The sequence below is a fragment of the Nocardioides sp. HB32 genome (genome assembly GCF_054058995.1).
The window spans coordinates 1,069,345-1,094,665 of record NZ_JBSSBS010000001.1; the positions used below are offsets into that span (position 1 = coordinate 1,069,345).

Consider the following 25,321-nt stretch of genomic DNA (forward strand, 5'->3'; position numbering starts at 1 on the left):
CTACGCCAATGCGGCCGGAACCTGACCTCAATACGGGGGTACGGTCGGGAGCATGAGCACGAGCGCGCGGATGCTGCGGCTGCTCTCGCTGCTGCAGACCCACCGCTACTGGCCGGGCGGGGAGCTGGCGGAGCGGCTCGAGGTCAGCCCGCGGACGCTGCGCCGCGACATCGACCGGCTGCGCGAGCTCGGGTACGCCGTCGACGCCGTGCGGGGCGTGGCCGGCGGGTACCAGCTGCGGGCCGGCGGCCAGCTGCCGCCGCTGCTGCTCGAGGACGACGAGGCGGTCGCGATCGCGGTGGCGCTGCGGACCGCGACCTCGAGCGGCGAGGACACCTCGCTCCAGGCGCTGACGAAGGTGATCGCCCTCATGCCTCCGCGGCTGCGCCGGCGGATGGACGCGCTGCGCTCGCAGACCGACGGCGTCCCGTGGGCCGGCGGCCCGGCCCTCGACGCGGGCGTCCTCACCACGCTCGCCCAGGCCTGCCGCGACGACGAGCCGGTGGCGTTCGAGTACGTCGCCCGGGGCGGTGAGGCCAGCCGGCGCCGGGTGGAGCCGCACCGGCTCGTCTCGGTCGGCCACCGCTGGTACCTCGTCGCCTACGACCGCGACCGCCAGGACTGGCGCTCGTTCCGGGTCGACCGGATCGCGGACGTCACGACCAGCGGGCAGCGCTTCCGGCCCCGCGAGCTGCCCGCGGAGGATGCGCCGTCGTTCGTGACCGCGGGCATCCGCTCCATGGCGACGCGGTACGACGTGCGCCTGCGGATCGCGCTGCCCGCCGCCGTCGTCGAGGCCGACATCGGCCGCTGGGCGACGGTCACCCCGGACGGCGCCGGGTGGTGCCGGGTGTGGATGCCGACCGACACCCTGGACTGGCCACTGATGGTGCTGGCACGGATGGACGCGGCGTTCGAGGTCGAGGGGCCGGACGAGCTGCGCGCGGCGGTCGCATCGGCGGCATCCCGGTTCGCTCAGGCGCAGGCAGCCGGGACCGGCACCTCGTAGCGCTCCCACCGGTCGGGTCGCGGGACCGCCCGCACCGAGCGGGAGAACGTCGGGATGCAGGCGACCAGCGCGGTGAGGAGGCCGAGCACGAGGATCGCGGTCCGGCCGCCCACGGTCGCGAGGAGGGCGCCGGCGAGGACCGGGGCCAGCGGCATCATCGACCACGACACGAACTGCGAGGTCGACTGCACGCGGCCGAGCAGCTCCGGCGGGGTGACCGCGATCCGGTACGACCCGATGCCGGCGTTCCCCGAGGGGTTCAGCAGCATCCCGAGCCCGATCGCGGCCGCCACGACCCCGGGCTCGTTCCAGAGCGCCATCGGTACGACGAGGGGCACGAAGCACCAGGCGATCGCGACCGTGAGCCAGCCGGTCGCCATCCGCTCGATCACCCACGGCGCGAGCACGGCGCCGATGAGGCCGGCGAGCCCGGCCGCGGCCTCGACCAGACCGATCTGGAAGGACCCGAACCCGCCCTCGATCAGCCGCAGGATCGCCACGAAGAACAGCGCGTTCACCGCCAGGTTGGCCAGGCCGCTCCAGACGGTGAGCACCCGGAAGAAGGGGCGCGACGCCACGAACCGCACCCCGTCGCGCAGGTCGTGCACCGGCCGCCGGCGCGGACCGTCGTACGGCTCGGGGGAGAGGTCGGCGCGGATCCGGCCGAGCTGCACGAAGGACACCGCGAACGTCACGGCGTCCACGGCGAACGGCAGCCACCGCGTGATCGCGTAGAGCACGCCGCCCAGCGGAGCGCTGAGCAGGGAGGCGACGTGCAGGCGGGCCTGGTTCTGGCTCAGCGCGGTCGGCAGCTCGTCGGCCGGGACGACGGTCCGGACCGCGGAGATCTCGGCGGGCGCGAACAGGCCCGCGCCGATGCCGGTCAGCAGCGCGACGGCGAACAGGTGCGGCACGGTGAGCCCGCCGAGGATCCCCGCGACCGCGAGCGAGCCGTAGAGGACGACGCCGGTGCCGCTCGCGATCATCATGATCCGGCGCCGGTCGTACCGGTCGGCGAGGACGCCGGCCGGCAGCAGCGTGCCGGCGACCCCCAGCAGGTAGAGCGCCTCGGCCGCAGCGGCGAGCACCGCCGAGCCGGTCATCGCGAACGTGATCAGCGGGAAGACGAACATCGTCATCCGGCTGCCGATCTCGCTCACGGTCTGGCCGACCCAGAGCGCGGTGAAGTCGTGGTTGCGGGCGAGCGAGCGGTACGACGGCACATCCGCAACATATAGTGCGCAACTGATGTTGCGCAATGGTTCGTGCGGGATTCGCGGTAGTCTGGCCGGCGTGACCTACCCCAACCGCAGCCAGGCGGTCCACGACCCCAAGATGCTGCGGGCGATCGCACACCCGGTGCGGAACCGGATCCTGACCGAGCTCGCGGCCAGCGGCCCGATGCGCGCCGCCGACCTGGCGCGGGAGCTCGATCTCCCGGCCAACCAGATGAGCTTCCACCTGCGCCAGCTCGCCAAGTACGGCCTGGTCGAGGAGGACCCCGAGGCCGCCCGCGACAAGCGCGACCGGGTCTGGCGGCCGGCCTCGCCGGACGGGGTGTCGATCAACCTCACCGACCTCGAGAAGCAGCCGGGCGGGCAGGCCGCGTCCGTCGTGTTCCGCCAGCACGCCGCGAGCTGGGGGCACCACGTCGTCGACGCGGCGTACAGCGACGAGGGCCGGGACCCGAAGACCTTCCGCACGGTCACCGAGCAGGCGGTCCGGCTCACCCGGGAGGAGGCGCTGGAGCTCGCGGCCGAGCTGGACGCCGTCGTCACCCGCTGGATGGACACGACCCGCGGCCGCGACCCCGAGCGCAGCACCTACCTGTGGTTCTCCGTGCTCCAGCCCTACCCCGGGGACCGCACCTGATGCCGGCCCGTCTCCGCCTCGCCACTCCCGAGCAGCTCGCGGCCGCGTTCGAGGACGGCGACCTCCGGCTGCTCACCAAGCACTTCATGGCCGTCCTGGAGCAGCGCGCGCCGGGCCACTCGGTCGAGGTCCGGGTCCCGCCGTACGCCGCCGTCCAGGTCATCCCGGGCGTCCGGCACACCCGAGGCACGCCGCCCGCCGTGGTCGAGATGGACGCCCCCACCTGGCTCGCGCTGGCGACCGGCGAGCTCGGCTGGCACGACGCCGAGGCGGCGGGCCGGCTGCGTGCCAGCGGCGAGCGGGCCGATCTCTCGCCGTACCTCCCGCTGGCATAGGTTGGCGACATGAGCGACATGCGCGACCGCGTCCAGGCCGTCCTCCCCGGCGTCCGCGCGGACCTCGAGGACCTGGTGCGGATCGAGTCGGTCAGCGCCGACCCCGCCCGTCACGACGAGGTCCGCCGCAGCGCCGAGGCGGTGGCCGAGCTGTTCCGTGCCGAGAAGTTCGACCAGGTCGACATCGTCAGCATCGAGGGCGGGCTGCCGGCCGTCATCGCCCACAAGGCCGGCCCGGAGGGCGCGCCGACGGTGCTGCTCTACGCCCACCACGACGTGCAGCCGGAGAACGACCACGCCGACTGGGACTCCCCGCCGTTCGAGCCGACGGAGCGCGGCGACCGGCTGTACGCCCGCGGGGCCGCGGACGACAAGGCCGGCATCGCCGCCCACCTCGGCGCGCTCCGCGTCCACGGCGACGACCTGCCCGTCAGCGTCACGATGTTCATCGAGGGCGAGGAGGAGATCGGCTCCGAGACCCTCACCGCGCTGCTCACCGAGTACCAGGACCGCCTGAAGGCGGACGTCATCGTGATCGCCGACTCGGGCAACTGGGACATCGGCGTGCCCGCCCTGACCACCAGCCTGCGCGGCCTGGTCCGGCTCGACGTCGAGGTCCGGACGCTCACCCACGCCGTGCACTCCGGCATGTGGGGTGGCCTGGTCCCCGACGCGCTGATGACCCTCGCGCGGGTGCTCGCGACGCTGCACGACGACCAGGGCAACGTCGCGGTCGCCGGTCTGCACGCCGGCCCGGCCGCCGACGTCGAGTACCCCGAGGAGCGGCTGCGCGCGGAGTCCGGAGCCGCGCCCGGCATCGAGTGGATCGGCAGCGGCTCGACCGTCGAGCGCCTCTGGACCAGGCCGGCGCTCAGCATCACCGGCCTGGACGGCCCCAAGGTGGCCGGCGCCAGCAACACGCTCGTCCCCGCGGCTCGGGCCCGGATCTCGATGCGGATCGCGCCGGGCGACACCACCGCCAATGCGCTCGACTGCCTGGTCCGCCACCTCGAGGCGAGCGTGCCCTGGGGCGCCACGCTCACGACCACCCTCGTCGACACCGGCGAGGCGACGCAGATCGACGCGACCGGCCCGGCGTACGACGCCGCGCGGGCCGCGTTCACCGAGGCCTGGGACGGCACCGAGCCCGTGGACATGGGGGTCGGCGGCTCGATCCCGTTCATCGCGGAGTTCCTCGAGGCGTTCCCCGAGGCGAGCGTCCTGGTGACCGGCGTCGAGGACCCGGACACCCGGGCGCACGGCGCGAACGAGGGCCTGCACCTCGCCGAGTTCGAGCGCGTCGTGCTGGCCGAGGCGCTGCTGCTCCGCAATCTCGGATAGTCGCCGCGACCGCGTGACGGCGGTCACGCGGCGTCGTTGCACCCCGTGTGACGACTGATTTCACGACGGTCTCCGTCGGACGACGCTCCTTCGTCGGCTGGGTGATCGGCGGCACGACGCTCGTCGCCGCCGCCGACCTGCTCCCCGCGCCCGCGCACGCCGTGCCCGGCACCCCGCAGCCGGCCGAGGGCTACGACCTCAACGACATGCTCACCGAGGCCACGATGCCCACGGCCGACCTGATCACGGTGGCCGTCCACGAGGACGGCACCGCCTCCTTCGAGCTGCCGAGGATGGAGGTCGGGCAGGGCATCACCACCTCCACGGCGATGCTGATCGCCGAGGAGCTCGAGCTGCCGCTGGACAAGGTCCGCGTGACGCTCGCCGACGCCCGCCCCGAGCTGCTGTGGAACCAGCTCACCGGCGGCTCGAACACCACGATCTCGACGTACACCCCGATCCGGGTCGCCGCCGCCGTCGCCAAGGGCGCGCTGCTCGAGGCCGCCGCGGTCCAGCTCGGCGACACGGTCGCGAGCCTGGTCGCCAGGGGCGGCGTGATCCAGGCGCCCGACGGTCGCTCGCTGACGTACGGCCAGCTCGCCCGCGCGGCCGCGAGCCGCACCACCCGCCGGGTCGACGTCCGGCTCAAGGACCCGGCCGAGTTCCGGGTGGTCGGCACCGGGCAGCGGCGGGTCGACGCGCTGGAGGCCGTGACCGGTCGCAAGCAGTACGCGACCGACCTGCAGGTGGAGGGCGCGCTGCCGACGATGGTGTGCCGGGCGCCCACGCTGAACGGCACGCCGCGCAGGCTGCGCAACCGGTCCGAGGTCCTCGCGATGCCGGGCGTGACCGACGTGGCGTTGGTCGACACCGGGGTCGCCGTGCGTGCCGAGACCTTCGGCCAGTGCATCGACGCGATCCGGGCGATGCACGTCGACTGGGCCGACGGCCCGGTGGCCGGGCTCTCCGACGACGACATCGTGGCCGAGCTGAAGGCGGCGGAGCAGCCGCTGCCGTCGCTCCCGGACACCCCGCTCGCGCGGACCCTCGAGCTCGACGTGCTCTTCTACTTCCGCAGCAACTCCGCGATGGACACCAACTCCGCGGTCGCCGACGTCCGGGCCGACCGCGCCGAGATCTGGTCGGGCCTCAAGTCCCCGATCACCGCGCAGCAGCGGATCGCCGAGGCCCTCGGGATGAGCCAGGACGCCGTGACCGTGCATGTCGTCCAGGCCGGCGGCTCCTTCGGCCGGCGGTTGTTCTTCGACGGCGCGCTCGAGGCCGCGAAGATCTCGCAGGCGATGGGCAAGCCGGTCAAGCTGATGTGGCACCGCGCCGACGACGCCCGCGTCGGCCGGGGCCACCCGTTGGCCACGAGCCGGGTGCGCGCGGTGGTGGCCGGCGACCAGGTGCTGTCGTTCCAGCAGGCGCACACCAGCGTGGAGACCGACTTCCGGCACGGGCTCGGGGAGCTGGTCACCGCGATGGCCGCGGACCTGCCGACCGGGCTCGGCAACCTCGGGTTCTCCGAGACGGTCTTCGAGCTGACCCAGGAGGTGCCGTACGACTTCGGCGCCGTCGTGCAGACGCTCGTCGAGACCGACGACCGGTTCAACACCGGCAGCATGCGCAACATCTACTCTCCCGACGTGCGCGCCGCGGGCGAGCTGATGGTCGACCAGCTCGCGAAGGCGATGAAGCAGGACCCGTACGAGTTCCGCCGCGCGCAGCTGCGCAGCGACCGGGTCCGCGCGGTGCTCGACAAGGTCGCCGACATCGGGCGGTGGGGTCGCTCGATGCCGGCCGGCACGGCGCAGGGCATCGCCATCCACAAGGAGTACAAGGGCGCCAGTGCGTGCCTGGTCGAGATCGACTGCCGGCCGCGGCAGACCGAGCGGGACATCCGCGACGGCGTCGGCGGCCCGCGCGTGACCAGGGTCGTGTTCGCGATCGACGCGGGGCTGGTCGTGAACCCGCGTGGCCTGGAGGCCCAGATGCAGGGCGGGATCAACGACGGCATCGCGCTGGCGCTGACGTCGAGCCTGCACCTGCGCGACGGCCACTTCCTCGAGGCCAGCTGGGACAACTACTTCTACACCCGGCAGTGGAACACCCCGCCGGAGGTCGAGGTCGTCGTGATGCCGTCCGACAGCGGCCAGCCCGGCGGGGCGGGCGAGGCGGGAGTGGCTGCGACGTTCGCCGCGGTCGCGTGCGCCTACGCGCGAGCGGTCGGCGAGGTCCCGGCGTACTTCCCGGTCAACCACCGCGACCCGCTGCGCTTCCGGCCCAAGCCGGTGGTCCCTCCGATCCCGCAGTCGCCGACCAACGGACTGAGGAAGGTGTACTGACATGCCCCGGCAGACCTTCATCCTCAACGGCCGCAGCGTCACCGTCGACGTGCACGACGACGTGCGCGTGCTCTGGGTGCTACGAGACCTGCTCGGCGTGACCGGGCCGAAGTACGGCTGCGGCATCAACGTCTGCAAGGCGTGCACCTCGCACATCAACGGCCGCGCGTTCAACCCGTGCTCGGTGCGCGTCGGCGACCTGGCCCCGACCGACGAGGTCACCACCATCGAAGGCCTCCCGGACACGGTCGGCGCCGACCTGCACCCGATGCAGGAGGCCTGGCTGGACCGCGACGTCCCGCAGTGCGGCTACTGCCAGCCCGGGCAGATCATGGCCGCGGTCGCGCTGGTGCGGAAGGTGCGCCGGGAGGGCCGGTCGATCACCGACGCGGACCTCGACGGCATCCGCAACATCTGCCGGTGCGGGACCTACACCCGGATCCGGGAGGCGATCGCGCAGGGCGAGCGCCGGATGTGACCCGGGGGTCGAGGCCCGGCAGCTCAGCCGAGCGGCAGCCCGACCCGGAACGTGCTGCCCCGGCCGAGCTCCGACTCGACCTCGATCCGGCCGCGGTACCGCTCCAGGACCCGCCGGACGATCGCCAGCCCGAGCCCGGTGCCGGGCTTGGCTGTCGCGGCGGGGTCGGACGAGCGGTAGAACTCCTCGAACACGCGGGCGGAGTCCTCGGCCGACATGCCGATACCGTCGTCGGCGACGGTGAGCTCGGCCTCGTCCCCGAGGACCGCGACGGTGACCACCACCGAGCCGCCCCGGTCGGTGTACTTCAGCGCGTTGCTCACCAGGTTCGAGACGACGTGCTCGATCTCGCCGTCGGCACCGCACACGACCACCGGCGCGTCCGGTACGGCGACGCGCAGGTCGATCCCGAGGCCGGCCGCCAGCGCGGCGTTGAGCTCGACCACCTCACGGGCCAGCGCGCCGAGGTCGACCCTGGCACCGGTCACCGGCTCGGTCTCCGTGGTGCTGTGCAGCACCAGCAGGTCGTCGACCACGCGGGCCAGGCGCTCGCCGCCACGCCGGATCGCGGCGGCCGCCGTGCGCGAGGACTCGCCGAGGTCCGGGTCGCCGTCGAGGAGCTCGGCGTACCCGAGCACGGCGCTGACCGGGTTCTTCAGCTCGTGGGCGACGGTGGCCACCATCCGGGCGCGGTAGTCCGAGACCTGGCGGAGCTCGTTGACGAGCTCGTGCTCCCGCATCGACCGACCCAGGTCGCGGGCGATCTCGAGCGCGGTCGCGGCCTCGGTCTCGCTCCACTCCGCGCCGCGGTGACCCCGCGTCAGCCCGATCACGCCGAAGCAGTCGGGGCCCGCGCCGATGGGCACGAACAACAGCGACTCGACCCCGACCCCGGCGAGGAACTCGAGCACGGTCTCGACCTGGTCGGCCGCCAGCGCGCCTGGCACCGGCCGCTCGGGAGCGATGACGCCGACGCACTGGCGCTCCCACGCGCGCTGCGCGTGCGCGGTCACGAGGGCGCGGACGCCGGCGGGCAGCCGCACGGTCGGGCCGCCGTCGACGTACAAGGGTCCGGCGCAGCGCCGGTCGAGGCCGATCCGCTGCAGCCACAGCGAGTCCGCCCGGAAGCCCTTGGTGATCTCGCGGCCGCAGACGGCGAGGATCTCGTCGGCCGTGTCGCTGCCGGACGCCATCCGGACGATGTCGGCGGCGGCGGTCGCGAGCCGCACCTGCTCCGCGAGCCGCTCCCGCTCGAGCGCCGCCCTGATCGCGTGGGTGGCCAGCCGCACGTACACCTCGAGCTGCCGGCGCTTCTCGGCGTCCGGGACCAGGCCGTCACGGGGGAGCTCGATGCCGAGGAAGCCGAGGAACCGGCCGTCGTCGTCCTCCAGCGGCGCGACCAGCGAGTCCTCCGGGTGCCAGGCGCCGTCCGGCACGTTCTCGCGCGGCGCGTCGGAGAACCAGCCCCACGTGTCGATGTCGAGGATGAGCTTGTCGTGGGGGATCCACTTCAGCGGGCCCCAGTCCTCGGCGAGCGCGAGCTGGTCGAGCAGGGCCTGAGTGGGCGCGAGGCTGTCGAGGAGCGTCGCGCGGGCCTCCTCGGGGCCGACGACCACCAGAGTGTGGAGGTAGCCGTCGTCGCGCGCGGCGGAGATGCCGACCAGGTCGAAACCGGCGATCTGGGACACACCCTCGGCGATCGCCTGGAGGGCGTCTCTCGACTGGCTGTCCGACCAGCGGGACCCGCGGACCGGACGCACGAAATCGGCGTCGGGCATCGGGGGGAGTCTAGGGGCGGTTCAGCCGGACGGCAGGAAGACGCGGAAGGTGCTGCCCTCGCCGAGCGCCGACCGGATCGACATCCGCCCGCCGTGGCGGGCGACCACGCGGCTGACGATGGCGAGGCCGAGCCCGGTGCCGGGCTGGGCGACCGCCTCCGGGTTCGACGAGCGGAAGAACTCGGTGCCGAGCCGCGCGACGTCGGCCTCGGAGATGCCGATGCCCTCGTCGGCGACCGTCAGGACGACCTCGCCCTCCGCCCGGGCGAGCGAGACGGTCACCGCGCCGCCGTCGGGGGTGTACTTGACGGCGTTGCTGACCAGGTTCGCGCAGACCCGGTCGAGCTCGGTGGCGTCGCCCAGCGCGAGCACCGGCTCGTCCGGAGCGTCGATGCGGACGACGAGGCCCTTCTGGCCGGCCGCGACCGTGATCAGGTCGACCGCCTCGTCCACGATCTTGCGGAGGTCGACGCGCACGGGGATCACCGGGTTGTCGGCGTCGCCGACCTTGGACAGGAGCAGCAGGTCGTCGATGACCCGCACCATCCGCCGGGTGCCGCGCTCCATCGCGTTGAGCGAGCTCCTGGTGGTGCCGGAGAAGTCCGGGGACGACTCGAGCATCTCGAGGTGGCCCATCACGGAGGTGAGCGGGTTCTTGAGCTCGTGGGCGACGGTCGCGATCAGCTGGCCCTTGTAGGTGTCGAGCTCCTGGAGCTCCTCGACGAGCTGGTGCTCGCGCTCGAAGGTGCGGGCGTTGAGGATCGCGCGCCCCAGGTCGTGGCCGATGTCCAGGGCGCTGGTGGCCTCCGCCTCGGTCCACTCGGCCGCGCCCTCGACCCGGGTCAGCACCAGGTTGCCGAGGCACTCCGGCCCGGCGCCGAGCGGGGTGAACAGCAGCGACTGGACGCCGATCTCCGCGAGGAACGCGAGGATCAGCTCGCCCTGCTCGTCGGTGATGGTGGGTCCGAACGGACGGTCCGGGGCGACGACCGCGGGCTGCTGCTGGTCCCAGGCGATCCGGGCCGCAGTCTCCGCGATCTGCACCATCGCCGGGCTCAGCTCGATCTCGCGGCCGACGGCGGAGTAGATCGCGCCGTGGCCGTCCTGGTCGAAGGTCTGCAGCCACATGCCGGCCGCGTTGAAGCCCTCGACCAGCGCCTCCCGGCTGTCCTCGACGACCCGGTCCATGCTGAGCTGCGCGGTCGCGCGGCGGACGATCCGGCGGGCCGTCTCGGCCATCCGCACCTGCTCGGACAGCGTCTCCCGCTCGAGCGCGACGATGACGGCCTGACGGGCCTGCTCGGCGTAGGTGTTCAGGACCCCGCGCTGCCCCTCGCCGGGGCGACGGCCGTCGACGGGCAGGTCGATGGCGAGGGTGCCCCGGAGCACGCCGCCGTCGTCGTACAGCGGCGCGGTCAGCAGGTCCAGCGGGTGCCAGGCGTCGGGAGCGTCGTCGATCGGGTCGATGTCCGGCACCCAGCCCCACTGCTCGCCGGCACTCGGGTCGAGCCGCTCGTGCGGGACGAAGCGGAACAGGCCCCAGTCGTCGGCCTTGGCGATCTCGCGGGAGAGCTGGTCGATCGGCGTACGCCGGCCCTTGAGGGACTCGCCCGCCTCGTCGCTGCCGGCGACGGCCATCACCTCGAGCTTGCCGTCGCTGCGGACCACGCTGATCGCGGCGATGCCGAAGCCGGCCACCTTGGTCACGCCCTCGGCGATCAGCTGGAGCGCGTCCCGGGACGGCGCGTCCGACCACTGAGTCGCCCCGCTGGTGGCAGGACGAGCATCGGTCTCCCCTGACATCGGTCCTCGTTCGTCTCGTGGGCGCGGCCCCCCATGTTACGTCGGCCACGTTCAGCGGTCTCGGCATCCCAACGACGCAGGACGTGGATGGGACACGCCGAGGAGAACACCTCTAGACTTTTGGTCGTGCCCTTCGAGAGCAACCCCCGCAGGGGTGGGGACGGCCGTCTGACGGCGGCCCTCGACCCGCACGAGCAGGGACCCCAGGACGCGTGCGGCGTCTTCGGTGTCTGGGCCCCCGGCGAGGACGTCGCCAAGTTGACGTACTTCGGCCTCTACGCGCTGCAGCACCGCGGCCAGGAGTCGGCCGGCATCGCGGTCAGCAACGGCCGGCAGATCCTCGTCTACAAGGACATGGGCCTGGTCTCGCAGGTCTTCGACGAGACGACCCTGGCCTCGCTCAACGGCCACCTCGCGATCGGGCACACCCGCTACTCGACGACGGGTGCCAGCACCTGGCAGAACGCGCAGCCGACGTTCCGCCCGACCGCCGACGGCTCCATCGCGCTCGGCCACAACGGCAACCTGATCAACACCCACGAGCTCCAGCGGATGGTCACCGACCTCCCCGGTCCCGAGGACGAGCTGGAGCTGCACACCCGGCCGCTCGAGTCCTCGACCAACGACACCGGCCTGGTCACGGCGCTGCTCGCGCACCACCCGGACACCTCCCTGGAGCAGCGGGCCCTGGAGGTGCTGCCGCAGCTCGAGGGCGCGTTCTGCTTCGTGTGGATGAACGAGAACACCCTGTACGCCGCGCGCGACCCGCAGGGGATCCGGCCGCTGGTCCTCGGCCGCCTCGAGCGGGGCTGGGTCGTCGCCAGCGAGGACGCCGCGCTCGCCACGATCGGCGCGAGCGTGGTCCGCGAGGTCGAGCCCGGCGAGATGCTCGTGATCGACGAGAACGGCCTCCGGTCCCACCGGTTCGCCGAGCCGAAGCCCAAGGGCTGCGTGTTCGAGTACGTCTACCTCGCGCGCCCGGACGCCACCATCAGCGGCCGCAGCGTGCACGAGTCCCGGGTCGAGATGGGCCGCCGGCTGGCCCGCGAGTTCCCGGTCGAGGCCGACCTGGTCATCCCGGTCCCGGAGTCGGGCACGCCCGCCGCCGCCGGGTACGCCGAGGAGTCCGGCATCCCCTTCGGCCAGGGCTTCGTGAAGAACGCGTACGTCGGCCGCACCTTCATCCAGCCCAGCCAGACGCTGCGCCAGCTCGGCATCCGGCTCAAGCTCAACGCCCTGGAGCACATGATCCGCGGCAAGCGGATCGTGGTCGTCGACGACTCGATCGTCCGCGGCAACACCCAGCGCGCCCAGGTGCGGATGCTCCGTGAGGCCGGCGCGCGGGAGGTGCACGTCCGCATCTCGAGCCCGCCGGTGAAGTGGCCCTGCTTCTACGGCATCGACTTCGCGACCCGTGCCGAGCTGATCGCGAACGGGCTGACGCCCGAGGAGATCGCGGCCAGCATCGGCGCCGACAGCCTCGGCTACATCTCGCTGGACGGCATGATCGACGCGACCGGGCAGACCGACGACCGGCTCTGCCGCGCCTGCTTCACCGGCGAGTACCCGATCGCGCTCCCGGACGAGAGCCTGCTCGGGAAGCACCTGCTCGAGAGCTCGCTCCAGGCGCCGACGCTCGGCAAGGCGCTCCCCGTCCTCAACAACCCGTAGGAGCCCCGTGTCCCAGCCCGTGCCCGAGCCTGCGTCCGAGAACGCCTACGCCGCCGCCGGCGTCTCCATCGAGGCCGGCGACAAGGCCGTCGAGCTGATGAAGGTCTGGATCGACAAGGCGCGGCGCCCGGAGATGATCGGCGGGATCGGTGGCTTCGCGGGGCTCTTCGACGCCTCCGCGCTCAAGGACTACGAGCGACCGCTGCTCGCGACCTCCGCCGACGGCGTCGGCACCAAGGTGGCGATCGCCCAGGCGCTCGACAAGCACGACACGATCGGCTTCGACCTGGTCGGCATGCTCGTGGACGACCTGGTCGTCTGCGGGGCCGAGCCGCTGTTCCTGACCGACTACATCGCGACCGGCCGGGTCGTGCCCGAGCGGATCGCGGCGATCGTCAAGGGCATCGCCGAGGCCTGCGTCGAGGCCGGTTGCGCGCTGATCGGCGGCGAGACCGCAGAGCACCCCGGGCTCCTCGGCGAGCACGAGTACGACGTCGCGGGCTCGACCACCGGCGTGGTCGAGGCCGACCGGCTCCTCGGGCCCGGCCGGGTCCGACCCGGTGACGTGGTCGTCGCGATGGAGTCCTCGGGCCTGCACTCGAACGGCTACTCGCTCGTGCGGCACGTGCTGCTCGGCCCCCCGGATCGGCAGGGTGCCGGCTGGTCGCTGGACCGCCACGTCGACGAGCTCGGCCGCACGCTCGGCGAGGAGCTGCTGGAGCCGACCCGGATCTACGCGAAGGCCTGCCTCGCGCTCGCCGACCGGACCCGGACGCACGCGATGTCGCACGTCACCGGCGGTGGCCTGGCGGCGAACCTCGAGCGGGTGATGCCGGTCGAGCTCGGCGCCCGCGTCGACCGCTCGACCTGGACCCCGCAGCCGGTCTTCGACCTGGTCCGCCGGGTGGGCGACGTGCCCCAATCGGATCTGGAGCTGACGCTGAACTGCGGCGTCGGCATGGTCGCCCTCACCCAGCCCGACGACGCGGACGCCGCGATCGCGGTGCTCGGCGAGCACGGCGTCCGGGCCTGGGTGGCCGGCGAGGTCCACGTCGCCGGCTCGACCGATCCCGGGGTCGGCGGCCGGGTGGAGCTGGTCGGTCAGCATCCCGGTTGGTGATCTTCCGCGATCCGATGTGCGGGAACACCCACCCAACAGGTAGCGTTGGGGCCACGAGAACTCTATGAGACAGTCCGGGCGCCATCGAGCCCCGGCCGAGTGTGCGAGGGGGCTGACCCTATGGGGCGCGGCCGAGCAAAAGCGAAGCAGACGAAGGTCGCACGCGACCTGAAGTACCGCACTCACGAGACGGACTTCGGGGCGCTGGCCAACGAGCTGCACGGGCAGAGCCCGAACGACGACACCGACCAGCTCGAGCCGGAAGTGCTCGAGAAGTGGTCGGACTACTCCGACTCGCGCGACTGATCTCAGTCACACCCGGCGTGTCGCCGGGTTCCGCCGGCTGACCGGGGGAACCCGACGCGTCGCGTCAGCGGGTCAGCCACATGCCGCGCAGCTGGCTGACCTCGCGCATCCGACGCTCGGCCAGTCGGTCCGCGGCGATGGCGGGCGGTACGCCGTCCGAGGCAGCCAGCTCGAAGACCATCCGGGTGGTGTCGTAGATCCCGGTGGCGCGCTGCTGCGCCCGCTCGAACGAGAAGCCCTCGAGCTCGTCGGCGACCTGGATGAGGCCACCGGCGTTCACGCAGTAGTCGGGCGCGTAGAGGATGCCGCGCTCCTCGAGCATCTTCTCGATGCCGGCGTGGGCGAGCTGGTTGTTCGCCGCGCCGCAGATGATCTTCGCGCTCAGGGTCTCGACGACCTCGTCGGTGATCGCGCCACCGAGCGCACACGGGGCGTACACGTCGAGCTGCGAGGCGACCAGCGCGGTCGTGGTCGGGACGACCTGGGCCGACGGGAACTCCTCGCGCACCCGCTCGACCGCGGCCGGGTCGACGTCGGTCACGATCACCGCGGCGCCCTCCTCGACGAGGTGGCGGACCAGGTGGTGGCCGACCTTGCCGACGCCGGCGACGCCGACGGTCCGGCCCTCCAGCGAGGGTCCGCCCCAGGCGGCGGCCGCGCTCGCGCGCATGCCCTGGAAGACGCCGTACGCCGTCAGGACCGAGCTGTCGCCCGCACCGCCGTGCGCGACGGTGCGGCCGGTGACGAACGAGCACTCGCGTGCGATCACGTCCATGTCCGCCGAGAACGTGCCCACGTCGCACGCCGTGTAGTAGCGACCGCCGAGCGACTGCACGTGCCGGCCGTAGGACCGCAGCAGCGGCTCCGACTTCGCCGTCCTCGGGTCCCCGATGATCACGGCCTTGCCGCCGCCGAGGTCGAGCCCGGCGAGGGCGGCCTTGTAGGACATCCCGCGCGAGAGGTTCAGCACGTCCGTCACCGCGTCCGCGGTGGAGGCGTAGGGGTGGAAGCGGGTGCCGCCGAGGGCGGGACCGAGGGCGGTCGAGTGGATCGCGATCACGGCCCGCAGCCCGGTGGCGGGATCGTTCGCGAAGACGACCTGCTCGTGCTCGGAGCCGAGGTCGAACACGTCGACGGAGGGGGACGCAGACATGGATGGCCCTGCTTTCTGTGGTCGGCCACGGGGTGGTGTGGCGAGGTGGGGCACGGCAGGGGTGGCGCCGTGTCCTGACTCACACGTTAACCCCCGGCCACCGACCTCGCGAAGACGACGTCCCCGTGCGTGCCGTACCCCGGGAGGGGCCCCCCGGACCGGCGGCCGTTGAAGCCCACGAGCAGCCAACCGTCGCCGTCCGGGACCAGCGTCGGCCACGGGATGTTCGAGGGGTACGGCGCCTCCAGGCTGCCCGTGCGCGCCATCGCGAGGTCGAACACGGGGTACTGCTTCGCCCTACCGTCGCTGGCCAGCACCCGCCACTCCCCGTCCAGCCGGGTGAGCGTGGTGCCCTCGGTCTGGGTCAGGTCGGTCGCGGCACCGCGCAGCGCCAGGGCGTCGAGAGCCGGCCCCGCCGCGACCGCGGGGTGGAACCGGAAGAACCTGGTCGCGCTCACGAAGCCCACGAGCCACTCGTCCCCGGTGTGCACGAGGTGCGGGTCCCAGACGCCCACCGACCGGAGCCCGTCGACCGGCAGCGGGAGCGGGGTCGTGTCGAGCAGGTGCACCCCGGACAGCAGGTCGGCGGTGGTCCGGGCGAGCGTGACCGCCACGGCCGGCGTCCGCCGGTCGAAGTCGCCCCACGTGCTGGTCGCGACCAGCCAGCCGTCGCCGTCGCGCAGCACGTGCGTCGCGTGGTCGCCGTAGACCCCGGGCCGGTCCGGCCGCCGGAAGAAGACGTCGGAGAGATGGGTGAGCCCGAGGCTGCGGGGCTCCAGCTCCCACAGCGACGTGTGCGCGGTGTCGAAGAACCCCGGGCCGGCGCTGGTCGCGGAGAGCACCACGCGGTCCGGTACGCCGGAGACCAGCCTGACGTCCCGCAGCCCCAGCTGCCCGAACCGGCCGGCCACGGGTGCGTCGGAGGTCAGGCCGGCCAGCCACTCCTCGGAGCGGGTGTCGATCCGGTCGCGCAGGTCCACCCGCCCGCGCGCGAGCCACGGGCCGGGACCGCGGGTGAGCACCGTCGCGTGGGTCCCGCTGAGCGCCAGCCCGACCTCGCGGGCACCCTCCGCGCGCGCGTGCCGCCGGGACCGGTGCCGGCTGGTGCGCCCACCGCTGGTCACCTCGAGCCAGGCCGCGGCGCCGTCGTACCGCGCCACCAGCCGGTCCGGACCGGAGGCGAGCGACACCGACGACGGGCCGGTGGCCGCGGCGTACGGCGCCACCACCTCGGCCAGCGTCGAGCCGGGCACGACCAGGTCGACCGGCCGGCGCCGGCCGGCGCGCTCGAACCTCAAGGGCGTCCGGTCGTCGCCCGCTGGAGGGCGGCGACCGCGATCTCGACCTCGGCGGTCAGGTCGCGCAGCAGCTGCCGGGAGCCCTCGGTGGTGCCGGCGATGCCGAGCGACTCGAGCTTCTGGGCGGCCGCCGCGACCCGGGGGAGCCCGAGGTTCAGCGCGCTGCCCTTGAGCTGGTGCGCGGAGGTCAGCAGCGAGGTCGGGCTGTCCCGGTCGACCGCCTCCCGGATCGCCACCAGCTGGCTGCCGACCCGGCCCATGAACGACGCCGCGGTGCGCTCGAAGAAGCTGACGCCGTCCTTGCGCAGCTCGTCGAGCATCGTGATCCGGTCCGGGTCGAGGACCCCGCGCTCGGTGGTGGTGCGCGGCGCGGGCAGCGGCTCGACCTGGGGGAGGGCATCCGCTGCCGGCGCGGGCGCCCGGACCCACGCGCGCAGGGCGCGCTCGAGCTCGGCGGCGTCCACCGGCTTCGTGAGGTAGTCGTCCATCCCGGCCGCCAGGCAGCGCTCCCGCTCGCCCTCGAGCACGGACGCCGTCATCGCGATGATCGGCACTCGCCGGCCGGCCTGCTCGCTCTCGCGGACCCGCCGGGTCGCGTCGAAGCCGTCGAGCCGGGGCATCCGGCAGTCCATCAGCACCACGGCGTACTCGTGCGGCCTCGTCAGCAGCTCCACCGCCGCGACGCCGTCGTCGGCGAGGTCCACGGTGCAGCCGAGGTTCTCCAGGATGCCGGTCGCGACCAGCTGGTTGACGCGGTTGTCCTCGACGACGAGGACCCGGATGCCCAGCCCCGGTGTCGTCTTCTCCCGCGGCGCGGGTGCGCTGGCGGCGCCGCCGAGGAGCGTCAGCAGGGTCGCCCGCAGCTCGGTGTGCCGCACCGGCTTGTTCAGCGACGTCCGGATGCCGGCGTCCTCGACCTCCCGCCGCGTCACCGACTGGTCAGAGGTCAGCAGCAGCAGCCGGAGCGCGGCGAGCGAGGGCTCGGCCCGGATCCGCGCGGCCAGCTCGAGCCCGTCGGTGTCCGGCATCACCAGGTCCAGGACCGCGACCTCGAACGGCTGCCCCGACCGGGCCGCCTCGCGCAGCGTGGCGAGCGCCTCGGCGGCGGACGCCACGGCCACCGAGCGCATCTGCCACGCGTCCAGCTGCTCGGTCAGGATCAGCCGGTTGGTGCTGTTGTCGTCGACGACCAGCACCCGCCGGCCCTGGAGCTCCCGGTCGCCTGCGGGCGGCGCGGCCGCGGTCCCCGCGGCGGCGCCGAGCCGTGCGGTGAACGAGAACGTGCTGCCCCGGCCGAGCTCGCTGGTCACGGAGATCTCGCCGCCGAGCGCTTCGACCAGCTGCCGCGAGATCGCGAGCCCGAGCCCGGTCCCCCCGTGCCGCCTGGTCGTCGACGGGTCGGCCTGGGTGAACGCCTCGAACAGCCGCCCCCGCTGGTCGGGGGTGATGCCCACGCCGGTGTCGGTGACGTCGACCCGCAGGACGACGTCGGTGCTGCTGTGGGCCTCGACCCGGGCCTGGATCAGCACCTCGCCGCGGTCGGTGAACTTCACGGCGTTCGACCCGAGGTTCGTGACGATCTGACCGAACCGGACGGCGTCGCCCCGCACCTGCCGCGGTACGTCGGGTGAGCACGCCACGACCAGCTCGAGTCCCTTCTCGTGCGCGGGCCCGCCGAGCACGGACGCGGCCTGGTCGAAGACCTGCCGCACGTCGAAGTCGACCTCCTCGAGCTCGAGCTTCCCGGCCTCGATCTTGGAGAGGTCGAGGATGTCGTTGATGATGCCGAGCAGGGTCAGCCCCGCACCCTGGAGGTTCTCGGTCAGCTTGCGCTGGTGCTCGTCGAGGGTGGTGCGCATCAGCAGGTCGGTGAGGCCGATGACGCCGTTCATCGGCGTGCGGATCTCGTGCGACATGGTCGCGACGAACTCCGACTTCAGCCGCGACGCCTCCATCGCGTCGTCGCGCGCCTCGGCGAGCTGGGCGGCGCTCCGCTCGCGCTCGGCGACCACGCCCAGCTGCCCGGCGATCTGCCGCATCAGCTGGTAGGAGTCCTCGTCCGGCGGGATCTCGTCGGCGATCAGCTCGATCACGCAGATCACCTCGGAGCCGATGCTCACCGGCAGCGCGACCAGGCTGTGGGAGTCCGCCATGGCCGACGGCGTGCCGATCGTGATCTCGCCGCTCAGCCGGGCCCGCTCGGCGAGCACGGGGTCGCACTGGACCGGGAGCTCGCCGCGGATGTCCAGGAGCTCCGGCTCGCCGGGCGCGTCGTACAAGTAGGCGCACACACCCGCCCACGTCGTGTGCTCGGGAACCCCGGCAGCCGCGACCGCCAGCGCCTCCCGCAGGGTGTCGGCCCGGTTGGCCGCGATCGCCATCTGCTGGACGAGCACCAGCCGCCGGGTGGCCTCCGCGGCCTGCTCGTCGGCGGCGCGCAGCTCGGTGATGTCCTGCGAGGTGCCGCTCACCCGCACCCGCTCGCCGTCGTCGTCCCGCTCCACGATGCCGCGCTCGCGGATCCAGCGCACCTGACCGTCCGGCCGCATCACCCGGTGGTCGAAGGAGTACTCCTCGCCGTCGCCCGCCGCGGCGGACCTCTCGGTCAGCTCACGGTCGTCGGGATGGATGAGGGCGACGTAGTCGGCGAACGTGTCCAGCGCGCCGGGCTCCACGCCGAAGATCCGGAACGTCTCCTCGGACGCGGTGACCCGGTCCGCCTCGACGTCCCACGACCAGCTGCCGATGTGGGCGATGCGCTGCGCGATGGCGAGCTGGTGCTCGCGCGACTCGAGCGCGTCGAGCAGCTCCTTGCGCTCGGTGTACGGCGTGACACGGTGCAGCCAGCCGGTGCGCCGGCCCTGGTCGTCGAGCACCGGGCGGAAGCTGACGAGTCCCCAGACCGCCGTACCGTCCGGGCGCACGAAGTACGAGTCGACGTTGTCGCGCGGCTGCCCGGTGCGCACCATCTCCGCCAGGCTGCCGGCGAAGTCCTTGCGGCCCTGCTCGTCGAGCGTGTCGAACACCGAGAGCCCGACCATCTCGTCGGGGTGCCGGCCCAGCAGCTCGGCCATCCGGTCGTTCGCCCAGGTGGTGACGCCCTGGTCGTCGAAGACCCAGAGCCCGTCGGGGATCAGCGCGAAGTACCGGCTCGCGTCGCTCCCGTCCGAGGTCATGTCCCCATTCCTACCCCGCGCCCGGCGCCCGCGGGTGCGAAGTCGACCACCCGGTTGCGGCAGTGCCGGGCCCGGTGACGGAGCGCGGTCTTCTCGGCGGGATCGACGGCCAGCCCCCAGCGCAGCTTGATGGCCGTCCAGTCCCGCACGTACCGGCACACGCTGAAGTCGGGCAGCCACTCGGCGGCGTCCCGGTCACCCTTGGACTGGTTCACGTTGTCGGTGACCGCGACCAGCGCGCGGGCGTCGCCGAGGTCGTTGGCGTACCGCTCGCGGGTGTCGGCGTCCCAGCCGCGCGCGCCGGAGTCCCAGGCCTCCTTGAGCGGCACCAGGTGGTCGATGTCGACGTCCGAGGACTGCGTCCACGTCTCGCGGTCGTACCAGGAGAACCACTCGCCGGTGCTGATCGTGCAGCCGTCGACCGGCACCCGCGACTCCGCGACCAGCACCTCCTCGCGCGTGTCCTGGCAGTCGTGGTCGGCATCGACCCAGTGCCGGAAGAGGTCGCGGTCGTAGCCGTCGGGTGTCTCGGCGGCCACGGGGAGCGCGCGCACGGCGGCCCGGAGGCGCATCGCCTCCGCGCTGGCCGCACCCGGCACCGCCCCGACGAGGAGCGTCAGGAGCAGGGCCAGGAGCAGCACACGCCGAGTCATTGTCCGATGATGACGCAATGGACCTCTCACTGCTCGGCACGCCCCACGACCCGACCTTCGGGCTCGACACCTTCGGCGACGTCGCGCTCGGCCCGGACGGCGAGCCGCTGAGCCAGGCCGAGGCGGTCCGCCAGGTGGTGGCCGAGGCCGAGCTGGCGGACGCGGTCGGCCTGGACTTCTTCGGGGTCGGCGAGCACCACCGGCCGGACTTCGCGGTCAGCGCCCCGGACGTCGTGCTGGCCGCCATCGCCGGGCGCACCCGCCGGATCCGGCTCGGCACGTCGGTCACCGTGCTCAGCTCCGACGACCCGATCCGGGTGTTCGAGCGGTTCGCCACGCTGGACGCCGTCTCGCGCGGTCGCGCCGAGGTCACCCTGGGTCGCGGCTCCTTCACCGAGTCCTTCCCGCTCTTCGGCCTCTCCCTCGACGACTACGAGCGGCTCTTCTCCGAGAAGCTCGACCTGTTCGCGCGGCTGCTCACCGAGGAGCCGGTCTCGTGGGAGGGCTCGGTCCGGCCCCCGCTGGAGGAGGTCCGGGTCTACCCCCGCACCGAGGACGGGCTGGCCGCGTGGGTGGGCGTCGGGGGTACGCCGGAGTCGGTGGCCCGCGCCGCGTCGTACGGCCCCCCGCTGGTGATCGCCGTCATCGGCGGCTCGCCCGAGCAGTTCGTGCCGCTGGTCGAGCTCTACCACCGGGCGCTCGAGCACTACGGCCACGGCACCCGGCCGATCTCGATGCACAGCCCGGGCCACGTGGCGGCCACCGACGAGCTCGCGCGCGAGCAGCTGTACCCGCACCAGGCGGCGGCGTTCACGAAGATCGGGCGGGAGCGCGGCTGGGGCCCGTACTCCCGCCTCCAGTTCGAGCAGAGCGCCGGCCCCACGGGCGCGCTGTTCGTCGGCGCACCGGAGACCGTCGCGACGAAGATCGCGTGGGCGATGCGGACGCTCGGGCTGTCGAGGTTCCAGCTCAAGTACGCCGTCGGCACGCTGCCCCACGAGGAGCGGCTCGAGTCGATCCGGCTCTACGGCACCCAGGTGGTGCCGCGGGTGCGTGAGCTGCTCGCGCTGGACGACCCCGCGTGACCCCGCGTGACCCCGCGTTACATGCGGTGACGCCGTTCGTTGACGTCACATGCGCCTGCGCCTGCTCCTGCTGATCGCCCTCGTCGTGCCCTTCGTGGTCGCCCCGCCCACCGAGGCCGCGGCGCACCCACGCCTGGTCGTGCAGGTCCTGTCGAACCGCGCCGATCTCGTGTCGGGCGGCGACGTGCTCGTCGCCGTGCAGGTCCCGCAGCACGTCGACCCCGGCGACGTCCGGGTGACGGCCGGCGGCACCGATGTGACGAAGCGCTTCGCGGTCCGCGAGGACGGCCGGTTCGAGGGGCTGGTCACCGGCCTCGACGTCGGCCGCACCGTGCTGCGCGCGAGCGCGCCGGGTGCCCGCGCCGGCCGGATCGCGATCGTGAACCACCCGAACGGCGGCCCGGTGTTCTCGGGCCCGCAGACGCAGCACTACCGCTGCCAGGAGGGCGCGGTCGACGACCAGTGCGACCAGCCGGCGACCTACGACTACCTCTACCGGTCGACCGACCCGCTCACCACCGACCTGCAGCCCTACGACCCGGAGAACCCGCCCTCCGACGTCGCGACCACGACCACCGATGAGGGCGTCGAGGTGCCGTTCGTCGTACGCCGCGAGCAGGGGTTCCAGGACCGCGACCGGTACACGATCCTCACCCTGTTCCGTCCCGGCTCGCCCTGGCGGGCGTGGGCGCCCCAGGACCAGTGGAACCACAAGCTGCTGGTGACCCACGGCGGCGGCTGCGGCGCGTCGTACGCCCCGGGCTCGCCACCGACCGCCGACTACTCCGGCACCCTCGAGGGGGCGCCGGGCGTCACGCCGAGCTACGTGACCGCGCTCGGCCTGGGCTTCGCCGTGCTGTCCACCGCGCTCGACAACACCGGCCACAACTGCTCGGTCGCGATGAACGCCGAGTCGGTGCTGATGGCCAAGGAGCGGCTCGTGGAGCGGTACGGTGCGCTGCGGTACACGATCGGCACCGGATGCTCCGGCGGCTCGATCGCCCAGCACACCGTGGCGAACGCCTACCCGGGCATCTACCAGGGCCTGATCACCAGCTGCTCCTACCCGGACACCTTCACCGCGGGTGCGCAGTTCGCGGACTATCACCTGCTGCGGCTCTACTTCGAGGACCCGTCGCGCTGGGCGCCGGGCGTCGTGTGGACCGAGCCGCAGATGGCCCAGGTCGAGGGCCACGCCTCGCACCTGAACGCGGTCGTCGCCGACGAGGGCCTGTTCAAGGCGGCCCTGAACCCCGAGAACGCGTGCTCCGGCACCCTCGACCCGGTCGCCGGCGACCCGTCGACCCGGTACGACTCCGAGACCAACCCCGGCGGCGTCCGCTGCTCGGTCCTCGACCTGCTCGTCAACCAGCTCGGCCGGCGCCCGGAGTCGGTGTGGACGCCGCAGGAGAAGGCGGCCGGGCACGGCTTCGGGGGCATCCCGTTCTCGAACGACGGCGTCCTCTACGGCCTGTCCGCGCTGAAGGCGGGCACGATCACGGCCGCGCAGTTCGTGGACCTGAACGCCAAGCTCGGCGGCCTCGACGTCGACGCGGCGCCGACGCCGACGCGGATCACCGGCGACCCCGGGGCCATCGCGAACGCCTATCGCACCGGGCTGATCAACGAGGCCAACCACCTCGACGAGGTGGCGATGATCAACCACGGCGGTCCCGACCCCGGCATCGCGCACGACTACGCGCACGCGTTCTGGACCCAGGAGCGGCTGATGGCCGACCAGGGCAACACCGACAACCGGGTGATGTGGTTCGGCCCGACGCCGCTGATCGGCGACGTCAGCTGGGCGAACGAGGCGCTGGTCGCGATGGACCGCTGGCTGGCCGCGGTCGAGGCGGACGGCTCCCGCGAGCCGCTCGCGGAGAAGGTCGCCGCCGACCGCCCGGCCGACGTCACCGACCGCTGCGTGGTCGCCCAGGCGGCCGACGCCTGCGACGTCTCGGAGCTCCAGGTCCTCCAGACCCGGCTCTCGACCCCGCGCCAGGAGGCCGGCGGACCCGTCGCGAACGACAACGTCGCCTGCCACCTGAAGCCGCTCGTCCGCGACGACTTCTCCTTCATGCTCGTCCCGTTCAGCGACGCGGAGTGGGCGACGCTGGAGGCGACCTTCCCGCACGGCGTCTGCGACTGGTCCGTCCCCGGCCAGGGACAGGGGCCCGCCGAGACGTGGCTCCGGTACGGCAAGGCCGACGGCTCCCCGGCGTACGGCGGACTCAACCTCCCGCCCGTGCCCGACAACTCCGCCGGCGGCCTGCTGAGCCCGGCGTTCGCGGAGATGCTGCGGAAGTGAGGAACCGCCGGGTCGTCGCCCGCGTCGTACCCGCATGACGACCCTGCGGACCCTGCTCGCCGGCCTGCTCGCCGCGTTCGCCCTGGTCGCGATGACGCCGGCCGCCGCCCTCGCGTGCTCGTGCGTCGTCGGCTCGACCGAGCAGCACCTGCAGGATGCCGACGTCGTGTTCACGGGCACCCTCACCGAGGTCGAGCCGCCGCCGCGGCGCGTGATCATGTCGAGCGGCGACCCCGCGACCTACCACTTCGACGTCCACGAGGTGCTCAAGGGCGACGCGCCCGTGAACGCGCGGGTGACCTCGGCGGTGTCGGGGGCCTCGTGCGGCCTGGAGAACATGACCGTCGACCAGGAGTACGTCGTCTACGCGAACGGCGACCGCGAGCTGACCGCGAACCTGTGCGGCGGTACGGCGCCCGCCGGACCCGCCCGGGTCGAGCGGCTGCGGCAGGTCACCGGCCCGGCGCATCCACCCGCCTCCGCGGTCGCGTACCCCGCGCCCGGCGACGGACCGCCGTACGCCTGGATCCTCGGCGCCGGCGCCGGCGTGGGCCTGGTCGCCGCCGGTGCCGCCGCGCTCGGGCTCCGCCGCCGGGCGGTGGGGTAGCCGCCGACCGGCGGCGCACGTCACACGCGTGAACACCCGCCGTACGGGACACCGGTGCGCATGCGCGACTACGACCCCGACGCCGACGTCGACCTGCCCGGGTTCTCGGGCAGCCTCGCCACCTACGCACTCGCCTCCGCAGCGGTCACGGCGTACGCACGACGGAGCGGCACCGCCCTGCCCGAGCGGTACGCCGTCCGCGACCTGGTCCTCGGGGGCGTCGCGACCCACAAGCTCAGCCGGCTGGTCGCCCGTGGCTCGGTGACCAGCCCGCTCCGGGCGCCGTTCACGGAGTTCGAGGGGCCGGCGGGCAACGCCGAGCACCGGGAGTCCGCGCGCGGCGAGCACGGCCTGCGCCACACGGTGGGCGAGCTGATCACCTGCCCCTTCTGCCTGGGCGTGTGGATCGGCACGGCGTACGTCGCCGGGCTCGCCCTCGCCCCCCGGGCGGCAAGGACCTGGGCCGCGGTGTTCACCGTCTCGGCGCTGTCGGACTTCCTCCAGCACGGCTACGCCCGGTTGCGCGACTGACCGCCACCGGCCTCGCCCGAACGGAGGGTTGACGCCGGCCGGGTGGTGCGGGGAGCGTGCGGTCATGATGCGCGAGCCGCACGAGAACGTGGCGACCGTCCTGGTCGATCCTCGCGTGCTGCCCCAGCTCGAGGTGCACCTGATGTCCCTCGACCTGCGGCTCTGGCCGGTCGCGACCGCCCCGATCTGCGACGACGGCCCGCGCCGGGCGTTCCAGGTCCGCCGGCGGCTGCTGATCGGCAAGCGCGGCGCCTGGGACGACGCCGCGGACTGGACGCCGGTGTGGATCGCCTTCGGCGAGAGCTGGTACGACGGCGCCGAGCCGCTGCCCTGGTCGGCGCACCAGGTGCTCTACCGCACGCTCGACCAGTACGCAGACCACGTGCGCTACCGGCTCGGCCTCGGCGGCGTGCCGCGGCTCGAGGTGCCGCACGAGCGGACCGCCTGAG

The 25,321-nt window shown here is 73.3% G+C and carries 21 protein-coding genes; 14 read left to right on the forward strand and 7 right to left on the reverse strand.

Features of this window, described 5'->3' with window-relative positions; all coding sequences use genetic code 11:
• Nucleotides 1-52 precede the first annotated feature (52 nt).
• The gene (locus tag ACVW2K_RS05420; protein WP_457201815.1) at nt 53-1,009 is read left to right on the forward strand and encodes a helix-turn-helix transcriptional regulator; all 957 of its coding nucleotides are present in this window, start codon (nt 53-55) and stop codon (nt 1,007-1,009) included.
• Here ACVW2K_RS05420 and ACVW2K_RS05425 read toward each other — a convergent pair.
• Nucleotides 976-2,232, reverse strand: coding sequence for an MFS transporter (locus ACVW2K_RS05425; protein WP_457201816.1), 1,257 nt, complete (start codon nt 2,230-2,232; stop codon nt 976-978). The two genes, ACVW2K_RS05420 and ACVW2K_RS05425, sit on opposite strands and share 34 nt — an antisense overlap.
• A 70-nt stretch (nt 2,233-2,302) precedes the next feature.
• On the opposite strand from ACVW2K_RS05425, the gene ACVW2K_RS05430 reads away from it, so the two are divergent.
• From ACVW2K_RS05430 to ACVW2K_RS05450, 5 genes are read left to right on the forward strand one after another with little or no spacing between them, the layout of a single operon-like run.
• Nucleotides 2,303-2,881 (forward strand): winged helix-turn-helix domain-containing protein, encoded by a 579-nt coding sequence (locus ACVW2K_RS05430; protein ID WP_028636633.1) that lies wholly within the window; start codon nt 2,303-2,305, stop codon nt 2,879-2,881.
• Nucleotides 2,881-3,216, forward strand: coding sequence for a sterol carrier family protein (locus ACVW2K_RS05435; RefSeq protein ID WP_457201817.1), 336 nt, complete (start codon nt 2,881-2,883; stop codon nt 3,214-3,216). The genes ACVW2K_RS05430 and ACVW2K_RS05435 overlap by 1 nt, the downstream gene beginning before the upstream one ends.
• Before the next feature lie 9 nt (nt 3,217-3,225).
• Nucleotides 3,226-4,557: a M20/M25/M40 family metallo-hydrolase gene (locus ACVW2K_RS05440; protein WP_457201818.1), complete on the forward strand. Its 1,332-nt coding sequence runs from the start codon at nt 3,226-3,228 to the stop codon at nt 4,555-4,557.
• A 47-nt stretch (nt 4,558-4,604) separates the two neighbouring features.
• Nucleotides 4,605-6,905 (forward strand): molybdopterin cofactor-binding domain-containing protein, encoded by a 2,301-nt coding sequence (locus tag ACVW2K_RS05445; RefSeq protein WP_457201819.1) that lies wholly within the window; start codon nt 4,605-4,607, stop codon nt 6,903-6,905.
• A gap of 1 nt (nt 6,906) precedes the next feature.
• Nucleotides 6,907-7,383, forward strand: a complete 477-nt coding sequence (locus ACVW2K_RS05450) for a (2Fe-2S)-binding protein (RefSeq protein WP_457201820.1) — start codon at nt 6,907-6,909, stop codon at nt 7,381-7,383.
• Nucleotides 7,384-7,406: 23 nt separating this feature from the next.
• Here ACVW2K_RS05450 and ACVW2K_RS05455 read toward each other — a convergent pair whose 3' ends face one another.
• Nucleotides 7,407-9,161: a sensor histidine kinase gene (locus tag ACVW2K_RS05455; protein WP_457201821.1), complete on the reverse strand. Its 1,755-nt coding sequence runs from the start codon at nt 9,159-9,161 to the stop codon at nt 7,407-7,409.
• A 21-nt stretch (nt 9,162-9,182) separates the two neighbouring features.
• On the reverse strand, nt 9,183-10,964 hold the full coding sequence (locus ACVW2K_RS05460) for a sensor histidine kinase (protein WP_457201822.1): 1,782 nt from the start codon (nt 10,962-10,964) through the stop codon (nt 9,183-9,185).
• An 87-nt stretch (nt 10,965-11,051) separates the two neighbouring features.
• Here ACVW2K_RS05460 and purF point away from each other — a divergent pair, with 87 nt between their 5' ends.
• From purF to ACVW2K_RS05475, 3 genes are all read left to right on the forward strand, one after another.
• On the forward strand, nt 11,052-12,635 hold the full coding sequence (gene purF, locus ACVW2K_RS05465) for an amidophosphoribosyltransferase (RefSeq protein ID WP_457201823.1): 1,584 nt from the start codon (nt 11,052-11,054) through the stop codon (nt 12,633-12,635).
• A gap of 7 nt (nt 12,636-12,642) precedes the next feature.
• Nucleotides 12,643-13,755 carry a phosphoribosylformylglycinamidine cyclo-ligase gene (gene purM, locus ACVW2K_RS05470; RefSeq protein ID WP_457201824.1) on the forward strand — a complete coding sequence of 371 codons (1,113 nt, stop codon included), beginning with the start codon at nt 12,643-12,645 and terminating at the stop codon, nt 13,753-13,755.
• Between the two features lie 120 nt (nt 13,756-13,875).
• On the forward strand, nt 13,876-14,061 hold the full coding sequence (locus ACVW2K_RS05475; protein WP_028636625.1) for a DUF3073 domain-containing protein: 186 nt from the start codon (nt 13,876-13,878) through the stop codon (nt 14,059-14,061).
• A gap of 64 nt (nt 14,062-14,125) precedes the next feature.
• Here the strand turns inward: ACVW2K_RS05475 and ACVW2K_RS05480 are convergent, their stop codons facing one another.
• The 4 genes from ACVW2K_RS05480 to ACVW2K_RS05495 all read right to left on the reverse strand — a co-directional run bounded on the left by ACVW2K_RS05480 (nt 14,126) and on the right by ACVW2K_RS05495 (nt 20,341).
• Entirely contained in the window at nt 14,126-15,214 is a 1,089-nt protein-coding gene (locus ACVW2K_RS05480; protein ID WP_457201825.1) for a Glu/Leu/Phe/Val family dehydrogenase, read from the reverse strand.
• 86 nt (nt 15,215-15,300) lie between these two features.
• Entirely contained in the window at nt 15,301-16,512 is a 1,212-nt protein-coding gene (locus ACVW2K_RS05485; RefSeq protein WP_457201826.1) for a hypothetical protein, read from the reverse strand.
• Entirely contained in the window at nt 16,509-19,688 is a 3,180-nt protein-coding gene (locus ACVW2K_RS05490) for a response regulator (RefSeq protein ID WP_457201827.1), read from the reverse strand. The genes ACVW2K_RS05485 and ACVW2K_RS05490 overlap by 4 nt, the downstream gene beginning before the upstream one ends.
• Entirely contained in the window at nt 19,685-20,341 is a 657-nt protein-coding gene (locus tag ACVW2K_RS05495) for an HNH endonuclease family protein (protein WP_457201828.1), read from the reverse strand. The genes ACVW2K_RS05490 and ACVW2K_RS05495 overlap by 4 nt, the downstream gene beginning before the upstream one ends.
• Before the next feature lie 17 nt (nt 20,342-20,358).
• Between ACVW2K_RS05495 and ACVW2K_RS05500 the strand changes: the two genes are divergently transcribed.
• From ACVW2K_RS05500 to ACVW2K_RS05520, 5 genes are all read left to right on the forward strand, one after another.
• Entirely contained in the window at nt 20,359-21,426 is a 1,068-nt protein-coding gene (locus ACVW2K_RS05500; RefSeq protein WP_457201829.1) for an LLM class flavin-dependent oxidoreductase, read from the forward strand.
• A 49-nt stretch (nt 21,427-21,475) separates the two neighbouring features.
• Nucleotides 21,476-23,734, forward strand: a complete 2,259-nt coding sequence (locus tag ACVW2K_RS05505; protein ID WP_457201830.1) for a DUF6351 family protein — start codon at nt 21,476-21,478, stop codon at nt 23,732-23,734.
• A 34-nt stretch (nt 23,735-23,768) separates the two neighbouring features.
• A complete protein-coding gene (locus ACVW2K_RS05510) occupies nt 23,769-24,341 on the forward strand; it encodes a hypothetical protein (RefSeq protein ID WP_457201831.1) in 573 nt (190 codons plus the stop codon).
• A gap of 60 nt (nt 24,342-24,401) precedes the next feature.
• On the forward strand, nt 24,402-24,872 hold the full coding sequence (locus ACVW2K_RS05515) for a DUF1360 domain-containing protein (RefSeq protein WP_457204048.1): 471 nt from the start codon (nt 24,402-24,404) through the stop codon (nt 24,870-24,872).
• Nucleotides 24,873-24,936: 64 nt separating this feature from the next.
• Entirely contained in the window at nt 24,937-25,320 is a 384-nt protein-coding gene (locus tag ACVW2K_RS05520; protein WP_028636618.1) for a hypothetical protein, read from the forward strand.
• The last annotated feature ends 1 nt before the right edge of the window (nt 25,321 follow it).

Excerpts from the sequence above, each read along its gene's own strand:
- ACVW2K_RS05510 (WP_457201831.1), top strand. The coding sequence starts at position 23,769 with ATGACGACCCTGCGGACCCTGCTCGCCGGCCTGCTCGCCGCGTTCGCC.
- ACVW2K_RS05420 (WP_457201815.1), top strand. The coding sequence starts at position 53 with ATGAGCACGAGCGCGCGGATGCTGCGGCTGCTCTCGCTGCTGCAGACC.
- ACVW2K_RS05495 (WP_457201828.1), bottom strand. The coding sequence starts at position 20,341 with ATGACTCGGCGTGTGCTGCTCCTGGCCCTGCTCCTGACGCTCCTCGTC.
- ACVW2K_RS05480 (WP_457201825.1), bottom strand. The coding sequence starts at position 15,214 with ATGTCTGCGTCCCCCTCCGTCGACGTGTTCGACCTCGGCTCCGAGCAC.
- ACVW2K_RS05520 (WP_028636618.1), top strand. The coding sequence starts at position 24,937 with ATGATGCGCGAGCCGCACGAGAACGTGGCGACCGTCCTGGTCGATCCT.
- purF (WP_457201823.1), top strand. The coding sequence starts at position 11,052 with ATGGGACACGCCGAGGAGAACACCTCTAGACTTTTGGTCGTGCCCTTC.
- ACVW2K_RS05490 (WP_457201827.1), bottom strand. The coding sequence starts at position 19,688 with ATGACCTCGGACGGGAGCGACGCGAGCCGGTACTTCGCGCTGATCCCC.
- ACVW2K_RS05500 (WP_457201829.1), top strand. The coding sequence starts at position 20,359 with ATGGACCTCTCACTGCTCGGCACGCCCCACGACCCGACCTTCGGGCTC.
- ACVW2K_RS05440 (WP_457201818.1), top strand. The coding sequence starts at position 3,226 with ATGAGCGACATGCGCGACCGCGTCCAGGCCGTCCTCCCCGGCGTCCGC.
- ACVW2K_RS05515 (WP_457204048.1), top strand. The coding sequence starts at position 24,402 with ATGCGCGACTACGACCCCGACGCCGACGTCGACCTGCCCGGGTTCTCG.
- ACVW2K_RS05435 (WP_457201817.1), top strand. The coding sequence starts at position 2,881 with ATGCCGGCCCGTCTCCGCCTCGCCACTCCCGAGCAGCTCGCGGCCGCG.
- ACVW2K_RS05455 (WP_457201821.1), bottom strand. The coding sequence starts at position 9,161 with ATGCCCGACGCCGATTTCGTGCGTCCGGTCCGCGGGTCCCGCTGGTCG.
- ACVW2K_RS05475 (WP_028636625.1), top strand. The coding sequence starts at position 13,876 with ATGGGGCGCGGCCGAGCAAAAGCGAAGCAGACGAAGGTCGCACGCGAC.
- ACVW2K_RS05505 (WP_457201830.1), top strand. The coding sequence starts at position 21,476 with ATGCGCCTGCGCCTGCTCCTGCTGATCGCCCTCGTCGTGCCCTTCGTG.
- ACVW2K_RS05450 (WP_457201820.1), top strand. The coding sequence starts at position 6,907 with ATGCCCCGGCAGACCTTCATCCTCAACGGCCGCAGCGTCACCGTCGAC.
- ACVW2K_RS05460 (WP_457201822.1), bottom strand. The coding sequence starts at position 10,964 with ATGTCAGGGGAGACCGATGCTCGTCCTGCCACCAGCGGGGCGACTCAG.